The sequence below is a fragment of the Synechococcus sp. LA31 genome (assembly GCF_018502385.1).
Lineage (GTDB): Bacteria > Cyanobacteriota > Cyanobacteriia > PCC-6307 > Cyanobiaceae > Vulcanococcus.
The window spans coordinates 547,050-572,456 of the sequence record NZ_CP075523.1; the positions used below are offsets into that span (position 1 = coordinate 547,050).

At 64.0% G+C, this 25,407-nt stretch carries 26 protein-coding genes; 17 read left to right on the forward strand and 9 right to left on the reverse strand.

Going from position 1 to position 25,407, the window contains the following annotated elements; all coding sequences use genetic code 11:
* Positions 1–25: 25 nt before the first annotated feature.
* Entirely contained in the window at positions 26–1,507 is a 1,482-nt protein-coding gene (locus KJJ24_RS02945) for a hypothetical protein (RefSeq protein WP_214340844.1), read from the forward strand.
* On the opposite strand, the gene KJJ24_RS02950 is transcribed toward KJJ24_RS02945, so the two are convergent.
* Together KJJ24_RS02950 and KJJ24_RS02955 are read right to left on the reverse strand one after the other, a co-directional pair.
* Positions 1,470–1,844 carry a Spx/MgsR family RNA polymerase-binding regulatory protein gene (locus tag KJJ24_RS02950; RefSeq protein ID WP_214340851.1) on the reverse strand — a complete coding sequence of 125 codons (375 nt, stop codon included), beginning with the start codon at positions 1,842–1,844 and terminating at the stop codon, positions 1,470–1,472. The two genes, KJJ24_RS02945 and KJJ24_RS02950, sit on opposite strands and share 38 nt — an antisense overlap.
* Complete coding sequence (locus KJJ24_RS02955) at positions 1,841–2,200, reverse strand: 2Fe-2S iron-sulfur cluster-binding protein (RefSeq protein WP_214343201.1); 360 nt, start codon at positions 2,198–2,200, stop codon at positions 1,841–1,843. The genes KJJ24_RS02950 and KJJ24_RS02955 overlap by 4 nt, the downstream gene beginning before the upstream one ends.
* 130 nt (positions 2,201–2,330) lie before the next feature.
* Here KJJ24_RS02955 and KJJ24_RS02960 point away from each other — a divergent pair, with 130 nt between their 5' ends.
* Positions 2,331–2,987 carry a class I SAM-dependent methyltransferase gene (locus tag KJJ24_RS02960; protein ID WP_214340854.1) on the forward strand — a complete coding sequence of 219 codons (657 nt, stop codon included), beginning with the start codon at positions 2,331–2,333 and terminating at the stop codon, positions 2,985–2,987.
* Here KJJ24_RS02960 and KJJ24_RS02965 read toward each other — a convergent pair.
* Positions 2,980–3,501 carry an inorganic diphosphatase gene (locus KJJ24_RS02965; RefSeq protein WP_214340856.1) on the reverse strand — a complete coding sequence of 174 codons (522 nt, stop codon included), beginning with the start codon at positions 3,499–3,501 and terminating at the stop codon, positions 2,980–2,982. The two genes, KJJ24_RS02960 and KJJ24_RS02965, sit on opposite strands and share 8 nt — an antisense overlap.
* A gap of 317 nt (positions 3,502–3,818) precedes the next feature.
* Positions 3,819–4,274 (reverse strand): hypothetical protein, encoded by a 456-nt coding sequence (locus KJJ24_RS02970; RefSeq protein ID WP_214343203.1) that lies wholly within the window; start codon positions 4,272–4,274, stop codon positions 3,819–3,821.
* Positions 4,275–4,464: 190 nt separating this feature from the next.
* Here KJJ24_RS02970 and KJJ24_RS02975 point away from each other — a divergent pair, with 190 nt between their 5' ends.
* The 4 genes from KJJ24_RS02975 (at position 4,465) to KJJ24_RS02990 (ending at position 9,198) form a co-directional block, all read left to right on the forward strand.
* Entirely contained in the window at positions 4,465–6,273 is a 1,809-nt protein-coding gene (locus KJJ24_RS02975) for a proline--tRNA ligase (protein WP_214340866.1), read from the forward strand.
* A gap of 35 nt (positions 6,274–6,308) precedes the next feature.
* Positions 6,309–6,719: a photosystem II protein Psb27 gene (psb27, locus tag KJJ24_RS02980; protein WP_214340868.1), complete on the forward strand. Its 411-nt coding sequence runs from the start codon at positions 6,309–6,311 to the stop codon at positions 6,717–6,719.
* Between the two features lie 149 nt (positions 6,720–6,868).
* A complete protein-coding gene (locus KJJ24_RS02985; RefSeq protein ID WP_214340870.1) occupies positions 6,869–8,182 on the forward strand; it encodes an adenylosuccinate synthase in 1,314 nt (437 codons plus the stop codon).
* An 8-nt stretch (positions 8,183–8,190) separates the two neighbouring features.
* Positions 8,191–9,198: an adenosine kinase gene (locus tag KJJ24_RS02990; protein WP_214340873.1), complete on the forward strand. Its 1,008-nt coding sequence runs from the start codon at positions 8,191–8,193 to the stop codon at positions 9,196–9,198.
* Here KJJ24_RS02990 and cutA read toward each other — a convergent pair.
* Both cutA and KJJ24_RS03000 read right to left on the reverse strand, forming a co-directional pair.
* Positions 9,144–9,476: a divalent-cation tolerance protein CutA gene (gene cutA, locus KJJ24_RS02995; RefSeq protein WP_214340876.1), complete on the reverse strand. Its 333-nt coding sequence runs from the start codon at positions 9,474–9,476 to the stop codon at positions 9,144–9,146. The genes KJJ24_RS02990 and cutA overlap by 55 nt on opposite strands.
* 7 nt (positions 9,477–9,483) lie before the next feature.
* The gene (locus tag KJJ24_RS03000) at positions 9,484–10,236 is read right to left on the reverse strand and encodes a precorrin-6A/cobalt-precorrin-6A reductase (protein ID WP_214340879.1); all 753 of its coding nucleotides are present in this window, start codon (positions 10,234–10,236) and stop codon (positions 9,484–9,486) included.
* Positions 10,237–10,293: 57 nt separating this feature from the next.
* On the opposite strand from KJJ24_RS03000, the gene KJJ24_RS03005 reads away from it, so the two are divergent.
* Positions 10,294–10,788, forward strand: coding sequence for a single-stranded DNA-binding protein (locus KJJ24_RS03005; RefSeq protein ID WP_214343205.1), 495 nt, complete (start codon positions 10,294–10,296; stop codon positions 10,786–10,788).
* A gap of 46 nt (positions 10,789–10,834) precedes the next feature.
* Here KJJ24_RS03005 and KJJ24_RS03010 read toward each other — a convergent pair whose 3' ends face one another.
* Positions 10,835–11,077: a hypothetical protein gene (locus tag KJJ24_RS03010; RefSeq protein ID WP_371811765.1), complete on the reverse strand. Its 243-nt coding sequence runs from the start codon at positions 11,075–11,077 to the stop codon at positions 10,835–10,837.
* On the opposite strand from KJJ24_RS03010, the gene KJJ24_RS03015 reads away from it, so the two are divergent.
* The 3 genes from KJJ24_RS03015 to KJJ24_RS03025 are packed head-to-tail and all read left to right on the forward strand — an operon-like array spanning position 11,076 to position 13,649.
* The gene (locus tag KJJ24_RS03015; RefSeq protein ID WP_214340884.1) at positions 11,076–11,621 is read left to right on the forward strand and encodes a DUF2854 domain-containing protein; all 546 of its coding nucleotides are present in this window, start codon (positions 11,076–11,078) and stop codon (positions 11,619–11,621) included. The genes KJJ24_RS03010 and KJJ24_RS03015 overlap by 2 nt on opposite strands.
* An 8-nt stretch (positions 11,622–11,629) precedes the next feature.
* A complete protein-coding gene (argB, locus tag KJJ24_RS03020) occupies positions 11,630–12,514 on the forward strand; it encodes an acetylglutamate kinase (RefSeq protein WP_214340887.1) in 885 nt (294 codons plus the stop codon).
* 7 nt (positions 12,515–12,521) lie between these two features.
* Positions 12,522–13,649 (forward strand): DUF3153 domain-containing protein, encoded by a 1,128-nt coding sequence (locus KJJ24_RS03025; RefSeq protein WP_214340890.1) that lies wholly within the window; start codon positions 12,522–12,524, stop codon positions 13,647–13,649.
* A 1-nt stretch (position 13,650) separates the two neighbouring features.
* Here KJJ24_RS03025 and priA read toward each other — a convergent pair whose 3' ends face one another.
* Positions 13,651–15,903, reverse strand: coding sequence for a primosomal protein N' (priA, locus tag KJJ24_RS03030; protein WP_250544984.1), 2,253 nt, complete (start codon positions 15,901–15,903; stop codon positions 13,651–13,653).
* Positions 15,904–16,372: 469 nt separating this feature from the next.
* Here priA and rpoD point away from each other — a divergent pair, with 469 nt between their 5' ends.
* From rpoD to KJJ24_RS03065, 7 genes are all read left to right on the forward strand, one after another.
* Entirely contained in the window at positions 16,373–17,800 is a 1,428-nt protein-coding gene (gene rpoD, locus KJJ24_RS03035; RefSeq protein WP_371811766.1) for an RNA polymerase sigma factor RpoD, read from the forward strand.
* 61 nt (positions 17,801–17,861) lie between these two features.
* Positions 17,862–18,956 (forward strand): glycosyltransferase family 2 protein, encoded by a 1,095-nt coding sequence (locus KJJ24_RS03040; RefSeq protein WP_214340894.1) that lies wholly within the window; start codon positions 17,862–17,864, stop codon positions 18,954–18,956.
* Between the two features lie 9 nt (positions 18,957–18,965).
* Positions 18,966–20,720, forward strand: a complete 1,755-nt coding sequence (locus KJJ24_RS03045; RefSeq protein ID WP_214340897.1) for a glycosyltransferase family 39 protein — start codon at positions 18,966–18,968, stop codon at positions 20,718–20,720.
* Complete coding sequence (locus KJJ24_RS03050) at positions 20,720–21,400, forward strand: phosphatase PAP2 family protein (protein ID WP_214340901.1); 681 nt, start codon at positions 20,720–20,722, stop codon at positions 21,398–21,400. The genes KJJ24_RS03045 and KJJ24_RS03050 overlap by 1 nt, the downstream gene beginning before the upstream one ends.
* Positions 21,393–21,800 (forward strand): DUF1824 family protein, encoded by a 408-nt coding sequence (locus KJJ24_RS03055; RefSeq protein WP_214340904.1) that lies wholly within the window; start codon positions 21,393–21,395, stop codon positions 21,798–21,800. Before KJJ24_RS03050 ends, KJJ24_RS03055 begins: the two co-directional genes overlap by 8 nt.
* Before the next feature lie 108 nt (positions 21,801–21,908).
* The gene (gene hemC, locus KJJ24_RS03060) at positions 21,909–22,862 is read left to right on the forward strand and encodes a hydroxymethylbilane synthase (RefSeq protein WP_214343214.1); all 954 of its coding nucleotides are present in this window, start codon (positions 21,909–21,911) and stop codon (positions 22,860–22,862) included.
* A 55-nt stretch (positions 22,863–22,917) separates the two neighbouring features.
* Positions 22,918–24,825 carry a chloride channel protein gene (locus KJJ24_RS03065; protein WP_214343216.1) on the forward strand — a complete coding sequence of 636 codons (1,908 nt, stop codon included), beginning with the start codon at positions 22,918–22,920 and terminating at the stop codon, positions 24,823–24,825.
* Here KJJ24_RS03065 and KJJ24_RS03070 read toward each other — a convergent pair.
* A complete protein-coding gene (locus KJJ24_RS03070) occupies positions 24,789–25,376 on the reverse strand; it encodes an inorganic diphosphatase (protein ID WP_214340907.1) in 588 nt (195 codons plus the stop codon). The two genes, KJJ24_RS03065 and KJJ24_RS03070, sit on opposite strands and share 37 nt — an antisense overlap.
* Between the last annotated feature and the right edge of the window lie 31 nt (positions 25,377–25,407).

Sequence of the window (25,407 nt, forward strand, 5' to 3'; positions counted from 1 at the left end):
ATTAGGGCCGTTGCCTCGCCTTGAGATGGTTCGTCCGCGTTGGTTGTCGGCCCAGAGGGTCACGGCCTCGCGGCTCTGGCGTCATTGGGATCGGGCGGTAGCGCTATGGGCGGGGCTGAATCTTCTGTGGGTGCTGTTCGACATCACCTACATCCCCTTACGCACCTTTTGGTTGCAACGCAACCTCACGCCTCTGCCGCAGGTGCCGCTGGTGGTGCCCCTCACGCTGCTGCCCGACATCACGCCGCTTTACGACCCTGTTAAGGGCATTGAGCCCCATCGGGAAACCGAGGCCTATCTGGCGGCTTTCACCCAACTGGATGAAGCGCTCCAGGCCGGCAGCAACGCTGAAACCATCGCCGCCCTGAGCCGCCGTCAGGTGGATCTCACCGTGGCGATGATCAACGAGAACCCCTTTGCGGCCTCGGGCAACAGCGGCACCCTGGAGAAGATCAAGAACCGCCTGCGTCAGCGGGCCGGCCTTGAATCGGCCAAACAGGCCTCCGATCGCCTGCTCTCCGCTGCTTGGCTCGAGCAGCGCAGCTGGCTCGAGGAGCGCCGTTTCTGGCAGCAGCAGGTGCTGCCCCTGGTGGCCACTAGCTATTGGCGCTCCATTGATGAAAACGGGCGCCCCACCGATCACGTCTGGCGGATCGATCTGCTGCTGTTTCAGAGCGTGTTCGCTCTCGACATCCTGTTGCGGATGTTGCGGCTGCGTCGCCGCTTCCCCGGGCTGAGCTGGCGCGATGCGCTGCTGCGCCGCTGGATCGATCTGCCGCTGCTGCTGCCCTTCTGGCGTTGGATGCGGGTGGTGCCTGTGGTGGAGCGCCTCAGCCAGGCGCAGTTGATCAATGTGGAGCCGCTGCGAGCGGCTGTGAGCCGGGCGGTGGTGTCGCTGCTGGCCCTGGAGCTGTTCGAGGTGCTAGCTCTCCAGCTGGTGGATGGCACCCAATCGCTGATCCGCTCGTCGCAGTGGCCGCGTTGGATCCGCAGCCTGCGCAGCCACCAGAGTGTTGGCGGTGCCGATGAGCAGCAGTTGGTTGATCTGATCAGGCTTTGGGGCCCTCTCCTGCTTGGCCAGGTCACCCCCAGATTGCAGCCGGAGCTGCAGTCGTTGTTGGGGCATACCCTGCAGCAACAGCTGCGGGAGGTCCCAGGCGGAGCGATCGTGCCTGCTGGCGTGAGCCGGCAGCTGGCAGTGGGGGTGGTCGACAGCCTGCTTGGTCTCTCCCGAGGCACGGCTGAGCGGCTGGCCCGCAGTGATGATCGTCAGAGCGCGTTGCTGCAGCAGGCCATCGATCGCTTCTGGGAGGAGCTGGCGGGCAGCCTGGAGCAGCCCGGCACCCTGGAGCGAAGCCAAGACCTGCTTTGCGCGCTTCTGCAGCAGCTCAAGCTCAACTACTTGGCCCAGATGAATCGCGCTGGCATTGATGCCCTGATGGACGAGCTCGATGAGCTGACCGCTCCGATCAGCTCTGCAGAGCCGCCTGCCACTCCTCCGGCTTAAATCCCACCAGGGCAGCGCCTGATGGCGTGATTGCGAAGGGGCGCTTGATCAACTTGCCGTCAGCAGCAAGAGCAACCAGGGCATCTTGATCGCTCATGGCCGCCACGGTGGCGCTGCCTAGGGCCCGATAGCTCTGGCCGCTGGTGTTGAACAGCCGCTTGCGGCCCAGGGCCTCAAAGGCTCGGGTGAGCTCAGCAAGACTGGGTGGCTGCTGGGTGATGTCCACCAGCTCCAGAGTTCCCTCTTGCACTGAAAATCCCTGCTGGGCAAGCCATTGCAGGGCTTTGCGACACGTGCCGCATTGTGGATAGCTGTAGAGCCGCAGGGCGGAGCTCACTTGCCGATCAACGATTTCAGCGCGCCTACAAGGCTGTTGGAGCCTTTGCCCACGCCGTCCTGAGGACGTGTGCGCACCGTGACGTCGCCATTCACGCTGGTGCGGCAGCTGAGGCGGTAGTTGGCGGGGCGATCAGCCAGATACACCTGCTCAACGTCGCTGCGGGGAGACAGGTTTTGCATGCCTTCCACCACTTCCACGACGCAGGTGCCGCATTGGCCCACACCACCGCAGTTGTTGAGGTTGTTCAGGCCCTTGTAGGGGTTGATGCCGGCATCAAGAGCTGCCTTGCGGAGGTTTGCACCTTCGATGCAACCGACCTGCTGGCCTTCCTGTTCAAAACGGATGGTGGGCACGGTCGGACGGGGATGTTCGGCGTCGACAAACTTACCTGGCCGAAGTCGATTCCCGAGGCCGATGTTGATGGCTGACATCAAATCCAATTCAGGCCGGCCTGCTTACCATCACCACACAGGCTGATAGGCAGTGCATTCCTCCGGCTACGAACGGCTTCAGAGTCAGGTGATCCCTGGCTACAGCAGCTTGGCCAGGCTGTCGGTGGCGCTCCTGGCGGCGTCTCCGGTTGCCCAGGCTGACGGGGTTGAGGTGATGGTGGCTGGCTGCGGCACCGGCGCTGAGCTTCTGGAGGCCATGGCTCAACGCCCTGATTGGCGCCTAACAGCCCTTGATCCCAGCGCTGAGATGCTTCAGGAAGCACGGCAACGGCTGGGTGAGCAGGCCACGGTTCAGTGGCGGCAGTCCACGGTGGAGTCCTTGGTGGACGAGGCGGGCATGGCGGGCCGCTTCGCCGGGGCACTCTCGGTGTTGGTGCTCCAGTCGCTGCCGGATGACGGCAGCAAACTGGCCTTTCTCACCGCCCTTGCCCGTTGCTTACAGCCGGGTGCCCAGCTGGTGCTCGTCGACCTGATGCAGACCAGCCTTCCCTCGCTGGAGGATCAGCTCGAACACGCCTGGCAGGGGTTCCAGCGGGCCAGTGGCCTGGATGCCTCGAGCCAGGAGGGCTTGCATCCCATCGGTTTGGCGCGCCTCACCAGCTTGGTGAATGCCGCTGGGTTCGGGGATCCCGCCCGGGTGTTCCAGGCGCTGGGGTTTGAGGGCTTCTTGCTGCAGCGGCTCAGCTAGGTGCAGCGCCAGCAGCAGCAATGCAGCGCTCCAGCAGTGCCGGCACCGCTTCGGCATCCAGCCAACCGGTGATCTCGATCACCCGTCCTTCCAGATTTTTGTAGGTACGGAAGAACTCCGCCACCTCTTCAAGCTGGTTGGGTGCGATCTGGCGGATGCTTCGGATGGCGTGTTGCCTTGGATCCGCGGTGGGCACGCAGAGCAGCTTGCCGTCGTGTGCACCGCAATCCACCATGTCGAGAATGCCGATCGGCCGCGCTGTGATCAGGCAGCCCGCGAAGGTGGGCTCATTCATGATCACCAGCGCGTCGAGAGGAGCACCGTCCTCGGCGAGGGTGTTGGGGATAAAGCCGTAATCGAAGGGGTAACGCACGGAGGAATGCAGAACCCGATCCAGCACCATCAAGCCTGCTTCGGCGTTGTATTCATATTTATTGCGGCTTCCCGCTGGTATCTCCACCATCAGATTCACCAGCCCTGGCGCTGGGGAAGCCTGAAGACTGCGCAAATCCATGGGCAGTGGCGGGTGACGTGGCGGCGGGTACCGGTCGGCGATCACTGATCACGCTGACCAAGGGCACCACAAGTGTGCAGAGTGCGAGCACAACACCAATGAGAGGTGCTGCCGTGTGAAAGAGGCTTCCCGAACTGTAGGGCTCATCACCGGTCTCAGCGGGATGGTTCGTGCTTCGGGGAGGGGGATCTGAATCCATGGAAGAAGCCGAAGGGCTGTTCCAGCGGTAAGAAGGCTGGAAACCCTGTTAGCGCACTCATCAAAAGACATCCATCAGCATGGCATTTCTATGCCGCATCGCAAGTGGTGGAATCCGTTCAGGCGGCTGGACGTGCCTGATCGTGCTGGTCGCGGCGGCTCTCCAGAGAGGTGGGGCGACCTTCTGCTTCGCTGAGCAGTCCGCGGATGGCGCGCAGCTCATCGAGGATCGAACCCAGGAGCTGCTGCGTCGCGGTGGAGGGTGAGTTGAGCACCTCAACGGTGACTTCCTTGATGCGAAGCACATCCCGTGCAAAGCGAGCCACCTCATTGGGGTGGAACATCAGAGGCTCTTTCTGATCGCTGCGGTATTCGGGGTTGAGCTTGCGGGGATTAAAAGGAGGGTTGAGATTGCGGGGGTCGGTGTTGGTGTAGCGATACACCGATGCGCGGGAGCGGTTGAGGCAGCGCTGCACCTCATCGATGCCGATGAGGTTGTCGCCGCTCTCAGCTGACTGGGCTGCGGCCTCTGCTAGGCCTGAGATTGCACTGCCAACCTGAGCTCCCATACCCATTCCCGCCGTGACCGAATGGGCTTGCATGAGACGGTTGTGCGACAGGTTGGACTTGCAGCGGAAGTTAGCAGACTTTTCGCTGCGGAACTGGAATTTTTTCCGCCTTTCCAACGGGAGATGTGGCGCTTCTGGATCCGGCTATTGAGGGAGCACGGTGGTAGCTTCCGGCCTCCTCTCTGCTGAGCATCCCATGCGCGTCTCCCGCCTCATGCTGGTGACGTTGCGGGATGACCCCGCTGAAGCCGAGATCTCTTCCCACAAGCTGTTGCTGCGCGCCGGCTATATCCGCCGGGTGGGCAGCGGCATCTACGCCTACCTGCCGCTGCTGTGGCGCGTGCTGCAGAAGATCTCGGCGATCGTGCGCGAGGAGCTCAATGGAGCCGGGGCGTTGGAAACGCTGTTGCCCCAGTTGCAGCCAGCCGAGCTCTGGCAGCGGAGTGGTCGCTGGGCCGGATACACCGCCGGCGAAGGCATCATGTTTCATCTCGAGGATCGCCAGGGCCGAGAGCTGGGCCTAGGCCCCACCCACGAGGAGGTGATCACCGCTTTGGCCGCAGATCTACTGCGCTCCTACCGGCAGCTGCCGGTGAACCTCTATCAAATCCAGACCAAATTTCGTGATGAGATCCGGCCTCGCTTCGGCCTGATGCGGGGGCGCGAATTCATCATGAAGGACGCCTACTCCTTTCATGCCGATGAGGCCTGCCTGAAGCAGACCTATGCGGCCATGGATCAGGCCTATCGCCGCATCTTCAGCCGTTGCGGGCTGCGGGCTGTGGCGGTGGAGGCAGATAGCGGCGCGATCGGTGGCTTCGCCAGCCAGGAATTCATGGTGACGGCCGATGCCGGAGAAGATCTGATCCTGGCCAGTGGGGATGGTCGCTATGCCGCCAACCAGGAACGGGCGGTCTCTCGACCTGCCGAGGCCGAGCCCCTTGCCGGCGGACGTCGCAGCGGCGGCCTCGGTGACCGCCTCGCCACGCCCGGCCAGAGCAGCATCGAGCAGCTGTGCTCGGCCCATGGTTTTCAGCCCAGCCAGACCGTGAAGGTGCTGCTGCTGCTGGCCCGTTTTGAAGATGGCTGTCAGCAGCCCTTGCTGGTGAGTTTGCGCGGCGATCAACAGCTCAATGAGGTGAAGCTCGCCAATGCGGTGTCGGCTCGCTGCAGCACCGAGCACGGCAGCCTGCTCGAGATCGCTCCCCTCTCGGCTGATGCGGCTATTCCCTTCGGTTTCACCGGGCCGCACCTCCCTGACGTTGTGCTCGAGGGCTCCCCCAGTTGGCAGCCCCGTTTCCTGCGCCTGGCCGATGCCACGGCTATTGATCTAGAGGCTTTTGTGTGCGGCGCCAACAGTCCCGATGCCCATCTGGTGGGAGCCTGCTGGGGCGAGCTCTGTCCGGCTCCGGAGGCTCTCGACCTGCGGGCTGCCCAGCCCGGCGATCACTGCCTGCATGACCCCAGTCAGCAGTTGCAGGCCAGCCGTGGCATCGAGGTGGGCCACATCTTTCAGCTGGGCCGCAAGTACTCCGAGGCCCTCGAGGCCACATTCACCAACGAGGCTGGCCAGGAAGAGCCCCTCTGGATGGGCTGCTACGGCATCGGCGTCTCCCGTCTGGCTCAGGCGGCTGTGGAGCAGCACCATGACGCCAACGGCATCTGCTGGCCGACGGCCATTGCTCCGTATGAGGTGATCGTGGTGATTGCCAATGTGTCTGATGAGCAGCAACGGCAACTGGGTGAGCAGCTGTATCACGACCTGATGGCCGCTGGCATTGATGCCCTGCTGGACGACCGCAGTGAGCGCGCCGGGGTGAAATTCAAAGATGCTGATCTGCTTGGAGTGCCCTGGCGCGTCGTGGTGGGGCGTGGCGCTGCAGATGGCCTGGTGGAGCTGGTGCAACGCGCTGGCGGCGAGCGCACCGATCTCGCTGCCGCGGCCGTGCTGCCGCAGCTGCTGGCGCACTTGGAGCGTGAACGGGCCGGATTCGTCACGGCCTGACGCCATAGGATCCGCCCAACCCTTGCAGGAACACCATGGCGGCTGGTTGGCGTCACCTCAAAGCAGCCGTCCTTGCGGTTTGTCTCTGCCTGTCGTTGATGCTCACCGCCTGCTCCGGCAGCGGTGGGCCCCTCACGGGCAATTACGTGGAAGACACCGTTGCCGTTGCGGACACCTTGCTCGCCACGATGGCTCTCCCATCGGATGATCCTGGCCGTTCCGAGGCGGAAACTGAGGCGCGTTCGCTGATTAATGACTACACGGCCCGCTACCGTCCGCGCCCCCAGGTGAATGGCCTGGCATCGTTTACGACCATGCAGACCGCTCTCAATTCCCTGGCAGGTCACTACGCCAACTACCCCAACCGTCCGCTGCCCGATGCACTGCGGGAGCGGGTGTCGAAGGAGCTCAAGAAAGCTGAAACCGGTGTGGTACGCGGCGCCTGATTGGTCCGGCGGCATCATGCTCTCGGCGGCCTCTGGGCCGCCTTTTTTGTGTCGTAAAGCAGCAGCTGGTGCCTTGACTTTGACGGAGGGCCGCTTGATCTGAGATCCTCTTTGTTTGTGCTTAGAAGCGGCTGCGGGCCGCTGTTTCCTTGGCCAACGTCGTCGTCATCGGTGCGCAGTGGGGTGACGAGGGGAAGGGCAAGATCACTGATCTCCTGAGCCGCTCTGCCGATGTGGTGGTGCGTTACCAGGGTGGTGTGAATGCCGGTCACACGATCGTGGTGGACGACAAGGTGCTCAAGCTGCACCTGATCCCATCCGGCATCCTCTACCCCGACACGGTTTGCCTGATCGGTTCGGGCACTGTGGTGGATCCGAAGGTGATGATCGGCGAGCTCGACATGCTTGCCGATAACGGCATTGCCATTGACGGCCTACGGCTGGCCTCCACCGCCCACGTGACCATGCCGTACCACCGCCTGCTGGATCAGGCGATGGAGAAGCAGCGTGGCGACAGACGCATCGGCACCACGGGCCGTGGCATCGGTCCGACCTATGCCGATAAATCCCAACGCAACGGCATTCGCATCATCGACATTCTCGATGAAGAGCGCTTGCGGGATCGTTTAGCTGGCCCCCTCGCCGAGAAGAACGAGACTCTCCAAAAGCTTTACGGCCTAGAACCCCTCGATTTCGAGGCGGTGGTGGCTGAATACGTGGCCTATGGCCAGCGGTTGGCCCCCCACGTCGTCGATTGCACCCGTGCCATCCACGAAGCGGCCCGGGCGCGCCAAAACATCCTGTTTGAAGGTGCCCAGGGCACCTTGCTGGATCTTGACCACGGCACCTATCCCTACGTCACCTCCTCCAACCCGGTGAGTGGTGGTGCCTGCATCGGCGCCGGCGTGGGTCCCACCCTGATCGACCGCGTGATCGGTGTGGCCAAGGCTTACACCACGCGTGTTGGAGAGGGTCCCTTCCCTACTGAGCTCGAGGGAAGTCTCAACGACCACCTCTGTGACCGGGGCGGGGAATATGGCACTACCACGGGGCGCCGCCGTCGCTGCGGCTGGTTCGATGGCGTGATCGGCCGTTACGCCGTGGAGGTCAACGGCCTCGATTGCCTGGCGATTACCAAACTGGACGTGCTCGATGAACTCGATGAGATCCAGGTGTGCGTGGCCTACGAACTTGATGGCCAGCGGATTGAACACTTCCCAAGCTCTGCCGAAGCCTTTGCCCGCTGCAAGCCGATCTTCGAAACCCTGCCCGGCTGGCAGACCTCCACGGCCGACTGCCGCACCCTGGAGGATCTCCCTCCCACCGCCATGAGTTATTTGCGCTTCCTCGCTGAGCTGATGGAGGTCCCGATCGCGATCGTGTCGCTTGGTGCCGACCGTGATCAGACAATCGTGGTGGAGGATCCCATCCATGGGCCCAAGCGGGCTCTGCTCAGCCGCTGATCATTCCGATGGCCTCCACCAAAATCCTTGATGTTGTCGGCATCGGCAACGCCATCGTTGATGTGCTCGTGCACGCCGACGACGATCAGCTCGACAACCTGGAGCTCACCAAGGGCACCATGGCCCTGGTCGATGAGAACCAGGCAGAGCGTCTCTACGCCAGCGTTGGCCCAGGCCTGGAAACCTCCGGCGGTTCAGCGGCCAATACCCTCGCGGGTATTGCTCAACTGGGTGGCCGTGCCGGGTTCATTGGTCGGGTGCGCAATGACCAGTTGGGCGGCATCTTTGCCCATGACATCCGCTCCGTCGGCGCCCGTTTTGACACACCAGCCGCGACCGACGGCCCTTCAACCGCCCGTTGCCTGATCTTCGTTACCCCAGACGCTCAGCGCACGATGTGCACGTATCTGGGGGCTTCTGTGGGCCTTGACCCCAGTGATCTTGATCTGGAGATGGTGGCCCAGGCCAAGGTGCTGTATCTGGAGGGTTATCTCTGGGATAGCGATGAGGCCAAGCGTGCCTTCATTGCCGCGGCCGAGGTGGCCCGGGCCCATGGTGCCGAAGTGGCGCTGAGCCTCTCGGATGCCTTTTGCGTGGAGCGTCACCGCGACAGCTTCCAGCTGCTGGTGGATGGCCATGTGGACATCCTGTTTGCCAACGAGATGGAGATCACCTCCCTCTACAAAGCCAACAGCTTCGATGAGGCCGCCGAGCAGGTGCGCGGGCGTTGCCGCATCGCCGCCCTCACCCGCAGCGAGTCTGGCTCGGTGATCCTGAATGGCAGCGGCACCCATCACATCGAGCCGTACAAGCTCGGCCCCCTGGTCGATACCACAGGTGCTGGTGATCTCTACGCGGCCGGTTTCCTGCATGGCCACACGCAGGGCATGGACGTAGACGCATGCGGCCGCTTGGCTTCTCTATGCGCCGGCCAGGTGGTGACCCAGCTTGGGCCTCGGTCTCAGGTGGATTTGCGTGAGCTGGTGGCGCAGCATTCGCTCAGCCAGGCGGCGTAATCAGCGCTGGCTTCGGCGCACCACGTGAGCCATTGTGGAGTGGTGTAACTGTGTAGCTCCCGCACCGCTTGCTCCAGGGCAGCTGCGCAGCAGGGGTCGCTCTTGATCAGGAGCTGCACCTCATGGCTTCGCTCCAGCTGCCCTTTCCAGCGGTAGAGCGATTCCACCTCCTTCAAAGCCACGCAGCACGCCAAGTGCCTCTCCAGGAGCAGCTCGGCCAGCTGTTCAGCCTGGGCGCGGCTGGCTTCGGTGGTGAGGGCGAGCAGGGCTGCGGCCATTGGGAGCTCAGGGATGCCCCAGCATCTCCAGCAGGGCAGGCATGGACAAGCCCCCGCTTGATTCAGGGCGGCGCATCAACAGCAGGGGTAAACCCAACTGCTGACACACGCGCCGCCACAGTGCCTCGCTGCGCCCGCCCCCTTGGCGGCAGAGCACCAGGCTGATCGTCCAGCGGCGGCAGAGTGCTTGCTCCAACAGGCCAGCTCCCGTGGCATCTGGCCGCAGGCAGGCAATCTGTTCATCCGCAAGGCCCGCTCGACGAGCTGCCTGGAGGCTGGCGGGCTGATCAAGCACCCGGGCGAAATGGCGGCAACCGCACGTGGCTTCGATCGCGGCTTGGAGTTGGCGGGCGCCGATAGCCAGCAGTAGGCGCTCGCCATGCAGAGCCAACCGGCCCAGATCCTCCACGCCACCGATCAGCTGAAGCTGCTCGCCAGGCAGAGGCTCCGCTGGCTGACGCCGATCGATTTGGATCAGCGGCTGATCAAGCTGGCGGCAGAGCCGTTGCAGTCGCTCAGTGATCACAACGGCGAAGGGATGGGTGGCATCCACCACCCAACGCGGGGCCTGCTCGCGCAGCTCCTGGGTCAGGGCAACGTCATTGCTGCAGGCTCCTACGCGGATTGAGAGCCCCTGCTGGTCTGGATAGGCCCGTGCCGCTGCTGCGGTGACCACGCTCAACTGCACCCGCCAGCCCCGCTTGAGCAGGGCCTCCACAAGGGGGGGGCCTTCAGCGGTTCCGGCAAACAGCCAGATCAATGGTGCTGCCTGCAGCGGCCCCTGGCAGGATGTGGCCCCTTGCCCATGAACACTGCCGTGAACCATTGCTTGCTGGAGGTGGAGGTGCTGGAGGCGCCCCAGGTGCGCTACACCCAGGACAACCAAACTCCGGTGGCGGAGATGGCGGTGCAGTTCGATGGGCTGAGACCCGATGATCCGCCGGGTCAGCTCAAGGTGGTGGGCTGGGGAAGCCTCGCGCAAGACCTGCAGAACCGCGTGCAGGTTGGCCAGCGCCTGATGGTGGAAGGCCGGCTGCGCATGAACACCGTGACCCGCCAGGACGGGGTGAAGGAGAAGCGGGCCGAGTTCACGCTCTCGCGTTTGCATCCGATCGGAGCCGGGGCCAGTGGCCCTGTGTCCGGATCCCCCATGCCGGCGCGCGCTTCTGCCCCCGCTCCGACGCGCTCTGCCGCCCCACGCTCTGCCCAAGCTGCAGCGCCTGCCCCTGCCCCGGCGTCTGCGCCGCCAGCCTGGAACGCATCCCCCCTGGTACCCGATCTGCCCGAGGGTGAAGACGAGATTCCCTTCTGAATTCAGTCGTGACCTCAGGCAGTCGTGACCTCAGGCAGTGGTGACGTCAGGCGTTGGGCTCTGCCTCCAGCTGGAGCTTGTCCTGGGCCTGCTCCAGCACTTGGCCCAGCTCCCGCTCGAGCGCGGCCAGATCCAGCCGCAGCTCTGGCCAGCGGCCGCCATCGATCTGTTGCAGCAGCCAGAGGCGATCAGCTCGTAGTTTCTCCACCAGCTCGGCGGTGGTGCCTTCTGCGATCGGGCCTGCGCTCAAGTCGTCGCTGGGGTCGCCGCTGACCGAAGATGACGCCATGCTCTCCATCGCTTCCCCTGGCAGCCTAGTCACGATTGCTGGGGCCTCTCTCTCGGTCATCGGTTGGGTCGGGTACGCCACCGGCAACCCCAACCTCAGCCTGCCAACAATTTTCTACGGCATCCCGATTCTTCTCGGGGGTCTGGCGCTCAAGTCGTCGGAGTTGCCGCCTGCTGAACTGCTGCCTGCTGAGCCAGACGCTGTGGCCCTGCGCGATCAGCCCGCCAGCCAGACCCTGCGCAAATTGGTGAAGGATGTGACCCGCTGGCGCTATGGCCAGAAGGCTCACCTGGAGAGTTCCCTCGAGGCCCTCAAGCTCTGGGACGACGACGCACCCCCCCAGCTGGAAAGCGTGGGTGAGGTGGCTCTGCATGGTCAATACGGGTTGGCCCTGCGCTTCCGCACCGAGGGGGTTCCCTTCGAGCGCTGGCAGGAGAAACAGGATCGCCTCGGTCGCTTCTTCGCCAAGGGTCTCGAGGCCCGTCTCAGCCAGCCCGCCAGTGGTGTGTTGCTGCTGGAGCTGCTGCCGGTTCAGCCCGCCTGATCATGTCCATGTCTGTCGATCACGATCGCAGCGACGCCCTGAGGGTGTCGGTTTTGAGCGAAGCCTTGCCCTACATCCAGCGCTTCGCTGGCCGCAGGGTGGTGGTGAAGTACGGCGGCGCGGCCATGGTGCGTGCCGACCTACGCGATGCGGTCTATCGCGATCTGGTGTTGCTGGCTTCGGTGGGCGTGAAGCCGGTTGTGGTGCACGGCGGTGGCCCTGAGATCAACGACTGGCTCGGTCGACTGAATATCGAGCCCCAGTTCCGCAATGGTCTGCGGGTCACCACCCCCGAAACCATGGACGTGGTGGAGATGGTGCTGGTGGGACGTGTGAACAAGCAGATCGTGAACGGCCTCAATCGCCTCGGTGCCAGGGCAGTGGGCTTGTGCGGCAGCGATGGATCCCTGGTGCGGGCCCGCACCTATGGCGATGGCAGCAACGGGCTGGTGGGTGATGTGGCAGCAGTGGATCCCTCCGTGCTGTTCCCTCTGCTTGATGCGGGCTATATCCCGGTGATCTCTTCGGTGGCGGCCGATGCCGAGGGGCAGGCCCACAACATCAACGCCGATACGGTGGCTGGCGAACTGGCCGCAGCGCTTCAGGCTGAAAAGCTGATCCTGCTCACCGATACCCCAGGGATCCTCCAGAACCGGGAAGATCCCGAGTCACTGATCCGCTCGGTCACCCTCTCTGAGGCTCGCGGTTTGATTGCCAGCGGTGTGGTGGCCGGTGGCATGACCCCGAAAACCGAATGCTGCATCCGCGCCCTAGCTCAGGGCGTATCGGCGGCACACATCGTGGATGGCCGCACCTCCCACGCCCTGCTGCTTGAGGTGTTCACCGATGCCGGCATCGGCACCATGGTGGTGGGCAGTTCTGTGTCGCGTTAGCGAGCCCGTGCTGCAGCCTGAGAACGATTCCCCGGAGGCGCTGAGCGAACCCGCGCGCCAGGCCCTGGACCGGGGGGATTACGGCCGCTGCCAGCAGCTGTTGGCTCCGCTGCTCGAGCAGCACCCTGCCAGCACGCCCCTTGGCGGGCAGCTGCGGCTGATGTTGGCCACTGCCCAGATGGGCCAGGGCAACAGCGCCGCTGCAGCGGCCACCTGCCGCAGTCTGCGGGTCTGTCGCGATGCCGGTTTGCGCGCCCAGGCCAAAGATCTCCAGGAGGTGCTGGATGCCCCAGCCCTCGAGCGTCCGCGGGAGTGGTCGATGACCTTGCCAAGCCTCGCCGAGGTGCAGCCGCTCGAGGGTCAAGCGCAGGTTCTTGCCAGGCGGAGGCGGCGGGCAATCGCACCGCCTCCGCCGGCGCCACCCACCGGTCCCACCACGGCCCCGTGGGGCTTTGCCCTGGTGGCCTTGGCTTTGCTGTTGATCACCGCGCTTCTCGGAGGATGCGTCGACCTGGAGACCTCCCTGCGCTTCACGGCCCCGGGCCGACTTCAGATCACCCAGAGCAGCCAATCCAGCACCGGCAGCCCCCTGCCATGGCAGCGCCAGCTGGCCGCCGACCTGCAGGGTTCCGTCTGGAAGCAGCGTCAGAATCATGGCGAGCTCCAGCTGAGGGCCCCTGCTCTGCCAGCCCGGCAAGCCCTCGACTTGCTTGCGGCCAGCGTTAAGCAGGGTGCGGCCTTGGCCGCTGTGGACCTCCCCGATCCTGACTTTGCCCTGATCGAGCACAACTGGCTGCTCGGCGTGCGGCAGCGGTTCCACTGCAGCCTCGATCTGCGTGGCCTTCAGCCGCTCCCCGGGCTGCAGCTCAGCCTGTCGCTCGAGCCGCTGCCGCAGCGGGCCGTGCGCCGGGCTGAGCCGCTGCCGGTTCAGGTGAAGCGCTCAAGCCAGGACAACTCCAGCGCGCTGGTCTGGCGTCTACAGCCTGGAGCGATGAATCAATTGGATTTCACGTGCTGGCGCTGGAGCCGCTTAGGGGTGGGGGCGCTGCTGATTGGGTTGCTGCTGGCCCTGGTGGCCCTGCTGCAGCGCCTCAAGCTGGCGGCTGGGTTTGGGCCACCCCAGCTGCCGGCTTAGCTCAAAGTTCCAGCGGATCGGGATCGATCGCCAGCGACACATCACGCGGAAGCAGCGCCCGCAGTTCGCTCTCCATCGGCACGGGGACCTCAGCGCCTGCGGGACCGTGGAGCAGCAGCTGCCAACGGCTGTTGCCGGCCACCCGAGCCACCGGTGCCGGTGCCGGTCCGATGATCAACCAGCCGATCGCCTCCGCCTGCGGACGGATGTGTTCAGCCAGCAGCGCGGCAGCGGTGGCTGTGCGGCTGGCGGAGGGACCTGCCAGCCGTAAAAGACATGCGCGGCTGAAGGGCACCAACGCGGCCGAGCGGCGTTCGGCCAGCTCCTCCTGCAGAAACCCTTCGTAGCGTCCATCCACCAGATGGCGAATCACCCGGTGCTCGGGGCTGTAGGTCTGCACCAGCACCTCCCCGGGCTGCTCACCCCGGCCTGCGCGCCCTGCCAGTTGCAGGAGCAGCTGCATGCATTCTTCGGCGGCTCGCAGATCCGGGCGGTGCAGCAGCCCATCGGCGGCTAGGACTGCGGCGAGGGTCACCCGGGGCAGATCCATGCCCTTGGCCAGCATCTGGGTGCCCACCAGCACATCAGCTTCGCCGTTGGCAAAGCGCTCCAGCAGCAGCCGATGCCCGTGGCGCCCGCGGGTGGTGTCACGGTCGAAGCGCAGCAATCGCAATCCTTCCAGCTCCTGCTGGAGATGCTCAAGCACCTGCTGGGTGCCGGCACCGAAGGGCTTGAAGGCTGTGGAGCCGCAGGCATTGCAGCGCTGGCTGATGTCGGCTCGGTGGTCGCACCAGTGGCAGCGCAGCCAGGCGCGCTCACGCTGGCGATGCACGGTGAGGGCTACATCGCAGTAAGGGCACTGCACCACGTCACCGCAGCTGCGGCAGCTCAGAAAACTGCTGTAGCCCCGCCGCGGCACCAGCACCACTGCCTGACCTCCGTTGCCGGCCAGCCCCTCCAGCCGCTCCATCAAGGGCCGGCTCACCAGACGCCGGTGCCCCTCCGCCAGCTCCTGGCGCATATCCACGACGTGCACCGGCGGCAGGGAGCGCCCGCCGATGCGCTGCGCTAACCGAAGCAGGCCTGAGCTGGGGCTGCCGTCTTGACAGGCCAGCCAGGTTTCCAGGCTTGGGGTGGCCGAACCTAGCACCAATCGGGCACCGCTCAAGCCCGCGCGCAGGGCGGCCACCTCGCGGGCGTGATAGCAGGGCATGGGGCTGTCTTGTTTGTAGGAGCGGTCGTGCTCCTCATCCAGCACGATCAACCCCAGATGGGGAAGCGGTAGAAACACAGCTGAGCGGGTACCCACCACCAGCAGCGGTTCAGTACCAGCCAGGCAGCGGCGCCAGCCATCGATGCGTTGGCCGTCGCTGCAGCCGGAGTGATACTCCACCACTCGTTCACCGAAGCGGCGGCGGCATCGATCAAGCAACTGGGGGATTAGACCGATTTCCGGCGTGAGCAGCAACACCGCCTTGCCCTGCTCCAGTTGATGGGCTGCCGCTTGGAGATACACCTCGGTTTTGCCGGCCCCCGTCACCCCCCACAGCAGCAGCTGCGCTCCGGTCGCGGCTTGTTCGATGGCGCTCACCGCCGCCTGTTGCTCGGCGGTGAGCAACTTGGGTGCCTCCAGGGTTGTTCCGCTTGCTGCTGAAACTCCTCCGCTAAAAGGGCGTTGCTCACGCTTCAGCAGATCGCGTTTGACCAAACCATCCGCCACGCTGCGCCCAACCGAGGCCGCGCTTAGAACCTCGCTCTGCCAGCCGGCACCAGCGCTTAGGCGTAGCAGCTCGAGCAGGCGCCCCTGAGGTGGCGTGAGGTGGCTCAGCTCACAACTGCTGCCGGTGGCGGTGAGCTGCAACCAGAGCTTCTGCCGGCCCCGGCTGGCTTTGCCGCTGCGGCGCTGTCCGAGCCATCCAGGCGGTAGCGCCGCTTTGAGCGTGCGGAACAGGCTGGTGCGGCAGCTTGTCGCAACGGCTTCGATCAGATGCTGCCAGTGGGGATCCACAGCTGCTCGCTGGAGCACCGACTCGATCGGTTGGAGCTTCTCGGGGGGGATGTCGGCAGGGGGGCTGCTGAGCAGGTCCACCACCAGGCCGCTGTGGCGTTGGCCCCTCAGCCGTAGTTGTACGAGATCTCCGTGGCCGAGCTCCAACCCATCGGGGTTGCTGTAGGTGAAGACCTGTCCTTCACGACCAGCCTCCAGCCACACCTGCAGCCAGGGTGCTGGTTGGCGGGTCTGCTCGGGGCTCAAGCCATGGCGGTCACTCAACAGACTCTCGCTCAACCTTGCGGAGCCGTCAGCCATTTCTTAGGATGTGATTGTTGAGCAGTCCGATGGGCTGTAGTCGGAACCCGGCAAAGTTCCGTCCAGCGGGAAGATCTGAGGCATGCCAGGCGTTGAACCTGTGCACCCGATCTGCGACCACCCCTGACAGCGTTGCCTGGGCTTTGGCCCACCCGTTCCGTTTCAGACCTGCCAACCGTATCCATACCAGGGCTTCGCCCTCCCTGCTTGCTCCAACCCTGTACCTGATGACCTGTTCCGTCCGAACGCTTGCGTTCGTTGGCGCAACCGGTCAAACCCGTTGAGAGCACCAGGCTGAGTGTTTGTCCCTCTGTTGCCTTTGATCGTCGCCTTGCCGCTGCCTTTCGGGGCCCGTGCTTCGTCGTTCATGCAACGTTGCTGATTGCTGTCGTCCGCCCTGTCCTCCCCTGCTCCGATGAGTCCTGCCGCTGCGTCCAAAGCCACCACAACGAAAGCCACCACAACCAAGGCCACTGCTGCAAAGGCCACTGCCGCCAAGGCAGCCAAGCCTGAAATCCTGATGGTTGCCAATGCCTCCGGTGAAGCCATCAGCGTGGCGAAGGTCAAGCCCAAGGCAACGCGCAGCAAGGCCAAGGTTGAAGCGGGTGATGGTGCCGCTGCGGCGGCGAACAAGGTGACCCCAACCAAGGCCAAGACCGCCGCTAAGAGCAAGGCCGCACCCAAAGCGAAAGCAGCGCCAAAAGCGAAAGCCAAAGCCACCGGAACCAAGGCTGCTGCGAAGACAACGGCCAAGGCTGGCGCCCCGGCTGATCTCGATGCTGCTGCCGATCAACTCTTGGCAGCGGCGGGCAGTAAGCCCGCTGATGCCAAGGCTGCTGAAAAGGAGGCCAAGAGCGCCAAGGCTCTGGCCAGCATCAAAGTGGGTCCCAAGGGTGTTTACACCGAAGACTCGATTCGGGTTTACCTGCAGGAGATCGGCCGGATTCGCCTGCTGCGACCCGATGAGGAGATTGAGCTGGCTCGCAAGATCGCTGATCTTCTTCAGCTCGAAGAGCTTGCCGCTCAATTCGAGATCGACCACGGCCACTACCCCGACACCAAGGAGTGGGCGGTTCTGGTGGATATGCCTCTGATCAAGTTCCGTCGTCGCCTGATGCTCGGTCGGCGGGCCAAGGAAAAGATGGTTCAGTCCAACCTGCGCTTGGTGGTGTCGATCGCCAAGAAATACATGAATCGTGGCCTGAGCTTCCAGGATCTGATCCAGGAAGGGTCTCTCGGTTTGATTCGCGCAGCCGAGAAGTTTGACCACGAGAAGGGCTACAAGTTCTCCACCTACGCCACCTGGTGGATTCGTCAGGCCATCACCCGTGCGATCGCCGATCAGTCGCGCACCATTCGCCTGCCGGTGCACCTCTACGAGACCATCTCGCGCATCAAGAAAACCACCAAAACGCTCTCTCAAGAGTTTGGCCGCAAGCCCACGGAGGAGGAGATCGCCGAATCGATGGAAATGACCATCGAAAAGCTGCGTTTCATCGCCAAGAGTGCCCAACTGCCGATCTCCCTGGAAACACCAATTGGTAAAGAAGAGGATTCCCGCCTCGGCGACTTCATCGAAGCCGACATTGAGAATCCCGAGCAGGATGTGGCCAAGAATCTTCTGCGCGAAGACCTCGAGGGTGTGCTCGCTACCCTCAGCCCGCGTGAGCGTGATGTGCTGCGCTTGCGTTATGGCCTTGACGATGGCCGCATGAAGACCCTCGAAGAGATCGGTCAGATCTTCGATGTGACCCGCGAGCGCATCCGCCAGATCGAAGCCAAGGCCCTGCGCAAGCTGCGCCACCCCAACCGCAACGGCGTGCTCAAGGAATACATCAAGTAATTCCGTCCTTTCACCCCCTTCGCCGGCAGGTTCCCCTGCCGGCTTTCTTGTGCCAGCCGTTATGAAGTCACGGGTTTCGATTGTTCTGCCCACCTACAATGAGCGGGGCAACATCGAGCCATTGCTGCAGCAACTATTGCCGCTGCAGCACAGGTACAGTCTCGAAATTCTTGTCGTAGACGATGATTCTGCTGATGGCACAGCTGAGCTGGTGCGTCAGCTAGCGCACGCGGAACCACGGTTGCGATTGATCAGGCGGGTGGGGCGCTCCGGCCTGGCCAGTGCCATCAAGGAGGGCTTGCTGGATGCCACCGGTGATCTGGCCCTGGTGATGGACAGCGATGGCCAGCATGAGCCGGCTTCAGTGCAGCGTGCTCTCGACACCCTGCTGGCTGGCGATCTGGAGCTTGTGGTTGGAAGTCGTTTCCACTCTGAGGCCGAGATCGTCGGGCTCAGTGGCCGCCGGCAACGCGGCTCCAGCTGGGCTAATGCCGCAGCGCGCTTTAGCCTTCCCCGCCCTTATGGCCAGCTCAGCGATTACATGAGCGGTTTCTTTGCTCTGCGGCTTGAACCGCTGCTGCCTCTCATCCGGGCGGTGGATGTGAATGGATTCAAATTTCTCTATGAGCTTCTGGCGGTGAGTCAGGGCCGCTTGCGTGTAACAGAGGTGCCCCTCAGCTTTCAACCCCGCAGCTATGGCAGCTCCAAGCTTGATCTGGCGATTTTCTGGGATTTTCTGATTTCGATCCTGCACAGCCTCAGCCTGCGGGTGCTACCCCGCCGCGCCATCAGCTTCGGCTTGGTGGGTTTCAGTGGTGTGGCCGTGCAGTTGCTGGTCACCCAGTTGTTGATGCTGGCCGGGTTCGGCTTTGAGCAGGCGCTGCCCGTTGCGGTGGTGGCAGCGGCCAGTTCCAATTATCTGATCAACAACGCGCTCACCTTCCGTTTTCAGCGGTTGACGGGCCTGGCCCTGTTGCGGGGGCTGGTGAAATTTCTGCTGGTGGCCTCCCTGCCCGTGCTGGCCAATGTGGGCCTGGCCTCGGCCTACTACAGCCTGGTGGCTCCCGACACGCTCTGGGCTCAGCTGGCTGGAATCCTGGTGGTGTTCGTGTGGAACTACGCCGCCAGCAGCCGATTCGTGTGGAACACGCCCTAATTTTTCGGCATGCAACGCCTCCACACCTGGCTCGACCAGGACGAACACCGCAGTCTGCTGCTCGCTCTGACTGCATTGGCTGGCCTCTGTGCTTTGGCCTACGGCCAAGAGCTCGGCTCCCTCGGCCTGATGGATAAGACCGAGGGGCTGTTCGTGGAGATCCCCCGCGAGATGCTCACCACGGGTGACTGGATCACCCCGCGCTGGAACGGTGAGCTCTTCTTCGACTATCCCGTTTGGGGCTACTGGATGGTGGCCCTCAGCTTTCGGTTGTTCGGCGTGAGCGAATGGGCGGCACGGCTGCCGGTGGCCCTGGCTGCCACGGCCACGGTGTTTGCCCTCTTTGCCGTGCTGGTGTTGGTGGGATCCCCACAGGAACAGCCACACCAGCGCTTGGGCAGGGCCCTGCTCGGCTCAACCGTGTTGGCGCTCAGTCCCGGGTGGTTGGGTTGGGGCCGATTCTCGGTGACTGACATGTTTCTGGCCAGTGCCATCAGCCTGGCCCTCTTTGGCTTTGTGCTGGCCCACACCGCCACCGATCAGCGCCCCTGGCAGCGGCCCTTGGGCTACATCGCCCTGGCTGTGTTCTGTGGGATCGCGGTGCTGGCCAAGGGCCCAGTGGGTCTGTTGCTGCCGGGCTTGGTGATGCTGGTGTTCTGGGCGCTCAACGGCACCTTCTTGCAGCAGCTGCGCACCACCCCCTGGATTCCGCTGGTGCTGCTCTTTCTCGGTGTGGCAGCACCTTGGTACGCCATGGCGACAGCCGCCAATGGCAGTGAATTTCTCGGGCGTTTCCTGGGTTTTAGCAACGTGGAGCGCTTTACCTCGGTGATCTACGACCATCCGGGCCCACCCTGGTTCTATCTGCCTTGGGTGGCGATCTTGCTGCTGCCCTGGTCGTTGTTTTTGCCGGTGGCCTTTGCTCGACTTCGGGTCTGGCGATGGAAAACCTGGCGCCAGAGCTCCCCGGCCAACGACCTACCGCTGATCGCACTGCTCTGGCTGGTGGTGATGGTGGCCTTCTTCTCGGCGGCGGCCACCAAACTGCCCGGCTACATCCTGCCGGCCCTGCCTGGTGGCGCGCTGTTGGTGGCACTGCTGTTTGCCCCTCTCGCTCCATCGCCTGCCCCATTGGCGTGGGGGATGCGCCTGAGCGGCTGGATCAATGCGTTGTTGCTGGCCTCGATGGCCCTGGCCGCCGTGTTGGCGCCGCGATGGATTGAGCAAGACCCTTCCTATCCCGCCTTCGCTGATGCACTGAAAGGCTCTGGTCTGCCCTGGTTGCTGGGGCTGCCGCTGCTTCTAGGCGCCATCGGCCTGGTGGTCGTGCTGCTCCGCGGTTCACGAGGCCTGCCCTGGCTCTGGCTACCCAACACAGGTTGGTTGGCGGCTGTGTTGGTTCTGGTTCTGCCGGTGCTTGTCCCCCTGGTGGATCGAGAGCGACAGCTGCCGATTCGTGCCCTCTCCAGGCTTGCCGCTGAGCAGGGGCGTGCCGATGAACCGCTGTTGGTGGTGGGCTACAAGCGCTACAGCGTGGTGTTCTACAGCGGACGGCCCGTGTTGTTTGTGACCTCTGCGCGTAAGGCCATGCGGTCGCTGGATGAGGCGGCGCGACGTTCAGACAGTGTGTTGTTGTTCGGCAGCGATGCCGAGCTGCTGGAGTTCGGCATCGGTCCAGGCGATGGCACACCTGTGGGCCGCCGCGATGCTCATCGGTTGGTGCGGCTGCCTGTGCAGCAGCTTGAGCAGCTCGGCAAACCCTGATGGCCGCTCTGCTCCGGCTGCTGCGCGATTGGCTGAAGGCACTGGGCACCTGGCGACTGGGGTTTGCCCTGATGGCCAGCGGCCTGTTGGCCTGGGGTGGTCCGCTCCTCGCTGAGATCCGTCATCCTCGATTCGATGAAGCCGTGCTGGAGGCGGTGCATCAGGCCATGCCGCCAGCGCTGGGGGAGTTGCTGCTGCGCGTCTATCAGATGAGTGGTGTTCACCTCACTGCGGTGCTGGTGCTGGCGGTGCTGATCTTCATGGCCCTGAAGCGCTTCTGGGCCGAATTGGTGTGTCTGATGGTGGCGACCGGTGGCATCTTGGTGATCGTGGACCGTTGGCTGAAGCCGCTCTTTGATCGGCGGCGCCCCAGCGGACGCCTGCTGGAGGACATCAGCGGCCGCAGTTTTCCGAGTGGTCATGCGGCCGGTTCGGTGGTGTTCTATTTCCTCACCTGTTGCCTTCTTTCGGCCCATTACCCCCAGCTGCGCAAACCGCTGTTCGTGCTCTCCAGTTGTTGGGTCGCCCTGGTGTGGCTAAGCACGCTCTATTGCCGCGCCCATTGGCTGTCTGACATCGCCGCTGGTGCTGCTGTGGGTTATGTGTGGCTCAGCTTCTGCCTGGCCGGCTTCACGGTTTGGGAGCAGCGCACCAACCGTTCTGCTCGTTTCCATGGCTGATGCTTTGCGCTCGTTGAGCGATCTGCGCGGTTTGCGCACAGCGCCGGCTCTGAGCGCAGCCGATGCCGAGACCCTGCGCCAAGAGCTGCTGTCTCAGTTGCAGCGCTGCGAGTGGTTCACCGTGGGGGTGATGGCCGCTTCAGCGGAGGCCGCGGTGGCGGCGTTGCGCGGGCTGGAAACAGCTCTGGCCTGGGAGGCCTTGGAGTTCGATCCCTCCGGTGAAGCCCTCAGCAGCATCGATGGACCTGTGTTCCTCAAGGCCAACCAAAACACCGGGCGGTTTCTGGTGCGGCGTGAGACTGGTCTGGGGGAAGGTCTTCTGATCACAGGGCATAACCCTGTTGATCCTGAAGCGGAAGACACTTGGGGCCCCCTGCCCCTCGATTTGTTCACCGCCTGATCGCGACGACAGATCACGACTTGCCCCCTGCGATCCGGCCTGGGCACGCTGATCCTTAGGCTTGGCGGCTCTGCTCCGGCGGCCATGGGCTGCCTCCTCCCGCTTCCGATGGTCGCTTCCCAACTGCGCATTGCCTCCCGCCGCAGCCAGCTGGCCATGGTGCAAACCCATTGGGTGCGCGATGAGCTGGCCAAAGCCCACGCGGGCCTGGAGATCACGATCGAGGCGATGGCCACGCAGGGCGACAAGATCCTGGATGTGGCCCTGGCCAAGATCGGGGATAAGGGTTTGTTCACCAAGGAGCTCGAGGCGCAGATGCTGGTGGACCGGGCGGATATCGCCGTTCACAGCCTCAAGGATCTGCCCACCAACTTGCCCGAGGGCCTGATGCTCGGCTGCATCACCGAGCGGGAAGATCCCGCGGATGCATTGGTGGTGCACGCAAAGCACAAGGACAAAACCCTGGCCACCCTGCCCGAGGGCTCGGTGGTGGGAACCAGCTCGCTGCGCCGGCTGGCTCAGCTCCGCCACCACTTCCCGCATCTCATGTTTAAGGATGTGCGGGGCAATGTGATCACCCGCCTGGAGAAGCTTGATTCCGGCGAGTTTGATTGTCTGATCCTGGCGGCAGCTGGCCTGGGTCGCCTTGGCCTTGGTGATCGTATTCACGAGCTGATCGATCCCTCGATCTCGCTCCACGCTGTTGGCCAGGGTGCTCTGGGCATTGAGTGCCGCGAGGGCGATGCAGCCGTGCTGGAGCAGATCAAGGTGCTTGAACACCTGCCCACCGCGCGCCGCTGCCTGGCGGAGCGCGCCTTCCTGCGGGAGCTGGAGGGGGGCTGCCAGGTGCCCATCGGTGTGAACACCCTGTTCGAGGGCAACGAACTGGTGCTCACCGGCATGGTGGCCAGCCTTGATGGCCAGCGTCTGATTCGCGATGAAGCTCGCGGTGATCAGAGCGATCCTGAAGCGATTGGCATCGCCCTGGCTCAAGCCTTGCGCGCTCAGGGTGCCGGCGAGATCCTGGAGGAGATCTTTGCCACCGTCCGGCCTGAGGCCTGATTCAGCAACAGCGAGCGCCTCTGTTGAGACACGCGCACTGCCCTTTCAATGGAGCCTGCTGGCCTGGGCTGGGCTGGTTGGCGGTCTGACTGGTTTGGCAGTGGTGGGGTTCCACTTCCTGTTGGGCTTCATCAACAACTTTCTCTACGGTCCGGTGGTGGAAGGGCTGATCAGCCTGTTCAGTGCCACTCCTCCCGAACCGCTTCCCCTCCCCGAGGCGGTACAGGCCACGGGCACTCCACTGGGCGCTTTGCTGCAGATCGGTTTGGGTGGCTTGGCCTTCATGCCGCCACCACCGCCTCCTCCCGATCCCATTCCCCTGCCTGGTGATCCTCTGCCTTTGTGGCTTTCGGCCTGGCCGGTGGTGCTGGTGCCTTTGCTTGGAGGCTTGGCCGTTGGAGCCTTGCGCCAGTGGAGCCGTGATCTGGGCCCCAGCCTTCCCAGTCTGATGGCGATGGCCGACGGCAGCGTGCAAGCGGCCCCCAAACTTCCTTTTGTGCGCCTGCTCGCAGCGTCCCTCAGCCTCGGCAGTGGCGCATCACTCGGCCCCGAAGGCCCAAGCGTGGAGAGTGGCGGCAATATCGGCCTGTGGGTCGCCGGTCGAGGTGGCCTCTCTCCCGATTCCCAGAAAGCCCTCGTGGCGGCGGGGGTGGCGGCGGGTCTGGCGGCTGGTTTCAAAGCGCCCATTGCCGGCCTGTTCTTTGCCTTTGAAGGCAGCTACAGCACGATCCCGGGGCGTCCGAGCGTGCGGGCCGTGCTGGTGGCCGCCGTGGCGTCCTCGCTGGTGACACAGCTTTCCCTCGGGGATGAGCCGATTTTTCGGCTGCCGGCCTACGAGGTACGTTCCCCCCTTGAGCTGCCGCTCTATCTCGGCCTGGGCTTGGTGGCCAGTGGCATGTCGCTGGCGCTGCTCAATCTGCTGGCTGCAGGCCGCAGCGAGCGGGTGCAGCGTCAGTTGCAGCGCCTGCCGGCCTGCGTAGTCACTGGGCTGGGCGGCCTGGCCGTTGGCTTAATGGCCCTGGGTTTCCCCCAGGTGTTGGGGGTGGGCTACGACACCATCGGTGCCCTACTGGGCCGCGAGGGCGGCATCGCCCTGCTGAGTCTGCTGGGTCTGTTGGTCGTAAAGCTGCTCGCCACAGGGCTCAGCAGTGCAACGGGCTTCGTGGGGGGCGGCTTTGCACCCTCGCTCTTCTTAGGTGCTGTGCTCGGCAATGTGTATGGCCAGCTCCTCGGCGAGAGCGGCCTGCAACTGCCCGTGGCCGAACCGCCTGCCTACGCCATGGTGGGAATGGCTGCGGTATTGGCCGGCAGCGCCCGGGCGCCGCTCACAGCCCTGTTGTTGCTGTTTGAGCTCACCCACGACATCCGTATCGTGCTGCCCCTGATGGCCGCTGCTGGCTTAAGCGCTCTGTTGGTGGAGCGCTGGACGGGGATGGCTGATCCCGGACTGCTCGGCCCAGATCGGCCGGAGGAACAACGCAGGGCTCGCCTGGCTTCCATTGGCGTGATCAAGGCTCTAGAGCCGGAATCACCGCTGGTGCTCTCCGGGGCCACGTCCGCTGCTGCAGCGTTGGAGCAGCTGCTCGATGCCCATGGCCATTGTTTGGTGGTGGAAGACGACGGCTGGGTGCTGGCGCTGGTCACGCTGGAGGATTTGCAGCGTCCGATTTCAGCGGGCCTGGGCCAACAAGCCCTGCGTGATTGCCGCCGCTCAGATCTGCTGTGGCTGTCTGCAGGGGCCAACCTGTGCCAGCTCGAGGATCAGCTTCAACCCAATGGCCTGCGGCAAGTGCCGGTCTTTCAACTTGATGATCAGGCCCTGCCCCAACTGCCAGCCGGCGTTCCGAGCACGGGCCTTCCCCTAACGGCGCTCCAGGGGCTGGCCAGCCGCGATGGCATGGCCCGCGCCCTGGCGCGCTCCAGCGCTCAGTTCACCAGCTTGGGGGCGATGACCTCCATGTAGCGGGCCTCGCACTCCTTAATGATCTTCACGGCTTCGGCTGAATCGAAGAAGCCGTTTACGCGGCAGGTGCCAGGCTTCTTCAGATCCTTGTAGTGCTCCCAGTAGTACTGGGTTTCCTTGAGCCAGTGGTCGCCCAGCTGGGTGTAGCTAGTGATGTGATCCATCCGCTTGTCGTCGGCGAGCACGGCGATCACCTTGTCGTCAACTTCACCGCCGTCGTCGAACTTCATGATGCCGATGATGCGGGCTTCTACCAGGGAGCCGGGCACCAGGGGCTCGGTCACACTCACGATCTCGATGTCGAGCGGATCGCCATCCTCATCCCAGGTGCGGGGGATGCAGCCGTAGGCGAAGGGGTAGGCCAGCGAGGAGTAGCCCACGCGATCGAGCTTGAGGTGACCGGTTTCGGTGATCAACTCGTACTTATTGATCGTGTTGCTGTTGAGCTCCACGATCGTGTTGAGGCGCAGCTCGGCTTCATCGGCGAAGGCCGGCAGCACGTGCAGCAGGTTGAGCATCGTGCGGCTCGGGGCGTGGTCGATGTTCGCCATCAGGGCAGCGGCAAGGGGAGGGCGGCATCCT

What these genes read in the sequence shown, in the direction of transcription:
- KJJ24_RS02945 (WP_214340844.1), top strand. Translation starts at nt 26, where the DNA reads ATGGTTCGTCCGCGTTGGTTGTCGGCCCAGAGGGTCACGGCCTCGCGG.
- rpoD (WP_371811766.1), top strand. Translation starts at nt 16,373, where the DNA reads ATGAGTCCTGCCGCTGCGTCCAAAGCCACCACAACGAAAGCCACCACA.
- KJJ24_RS02965 (WP_214340856.1), bottom strand. Translation starts at nt 3,501, where the DNA reads ATGGATTTGCGCAGTCTTCAGGCTTCCCCAGCGCCAGGGCTGGTGAAT.
- KJJ24_RS02990 (WP_214340873.1), top strand. Translation starts at nt 8,191, where the DNA reads ATGGCCTCCACCAAAATCCTTGATGTTGTCGGCATCGGCAACGCCATC.
- KJJ24_RS03015 (WP_214340884.1), top strand. Translation starts at nt 11,076, where the DNA reads ATGCTCTCCATCGCTTCCCCTGGCAGCCTAGTCACGATTGCTGGGGCC.
- hemC (WP_214343214.1), top strand. Translation starts at nt 21,909, where the DNA reads ATGGTCGCTTCCCAACTGCGCATTGCCTCCCGCCGCAGCCAGCTGGCC.
- KJJ24_RS02970 (WP_214343203.1), bottom strand. Translation starts at nt 4,274, where the DNA reads ATGGGTATGGGAGCTCAGGTTGGCAGTGCAATCTCAGGCCTAGCAGAG.
- cutA (WP_214340876.1), bottom strand. Translation starts at nt 9,476, where the DNA reads ATGGCCGCAGCCCTGCTCGCCCTCACCACCGAAGCCAGCCGCGCCCAG.
- KJJ24_RS02975 (WP_214340866.1), top strand. Translation starts at nt 4,465, where the DNA reads ATGCGCGTCTCCCGCCTCATGCTGGTGACGTTGCGGGATGACCCCGCT.
- KJJ24_RS03040 (WP_214340894.1), top strand. Translation starts at nt 17,862, where the DNA reads ATGAAGTCACGGGTTTCGATTGTTCTGCCCACCTACAATGAGCGGGGC.
- KJJ24_RS03055 (WP_214340904.1), top strand. Translation starts at nt 21,393, where the DNA reads ATGGCTGATGCTTTGCGCTCGTTGAGCGATCTGCGCGGTTTGCGCACA.
- argB (WP_214340887.1), top strand. Translation starts at nt 11,630, where the DNA reads ATGTCTGTCGATCACGATCGCAGCGACGCCCTGAGGGTGTCGGTTTTG.
- KJJ24_RS03070 (WP_214340907.1), bottom strand. Translation starts at nt 25,376, where the DNA reads ATGGCGAACATCGACCACGCCCCGAGCCGCACGATGCTCAACCTGCTG.
- KJJ24_RS03045 (WP_214340897.1), top strand. Translation starts at nt 18,966, where the DNA reads ATGCAACGCCTCCACACCTGGCTCGACCAGGACGAACACCGCAGTCTG.
- KJJ24_RS03050 (WP_214340901.1), top strand. Translation starts at nt 20,720, where the DNA reads ATGGCCGCTCTGCTCCGGCTGCTGCGCGATTGGCTGAAGGCACTGGGC.
- psb27 (WP_214340868.1), top strand. Translation starts at nt 6,309, where the DNA reads ATGGCGGCTGGTTGGCGTCACCTCAAAGCAGCCGTCCTTGCGGTTTGT.
- KJJ24_RS03010 (WP_371811765.1), bottom strand. Translation starts at nt 11,077, where the DNA reads ATGGCGTCATCTTCGGTCAGCGGCGACCCCAGCGACGACTTGAGCGCA.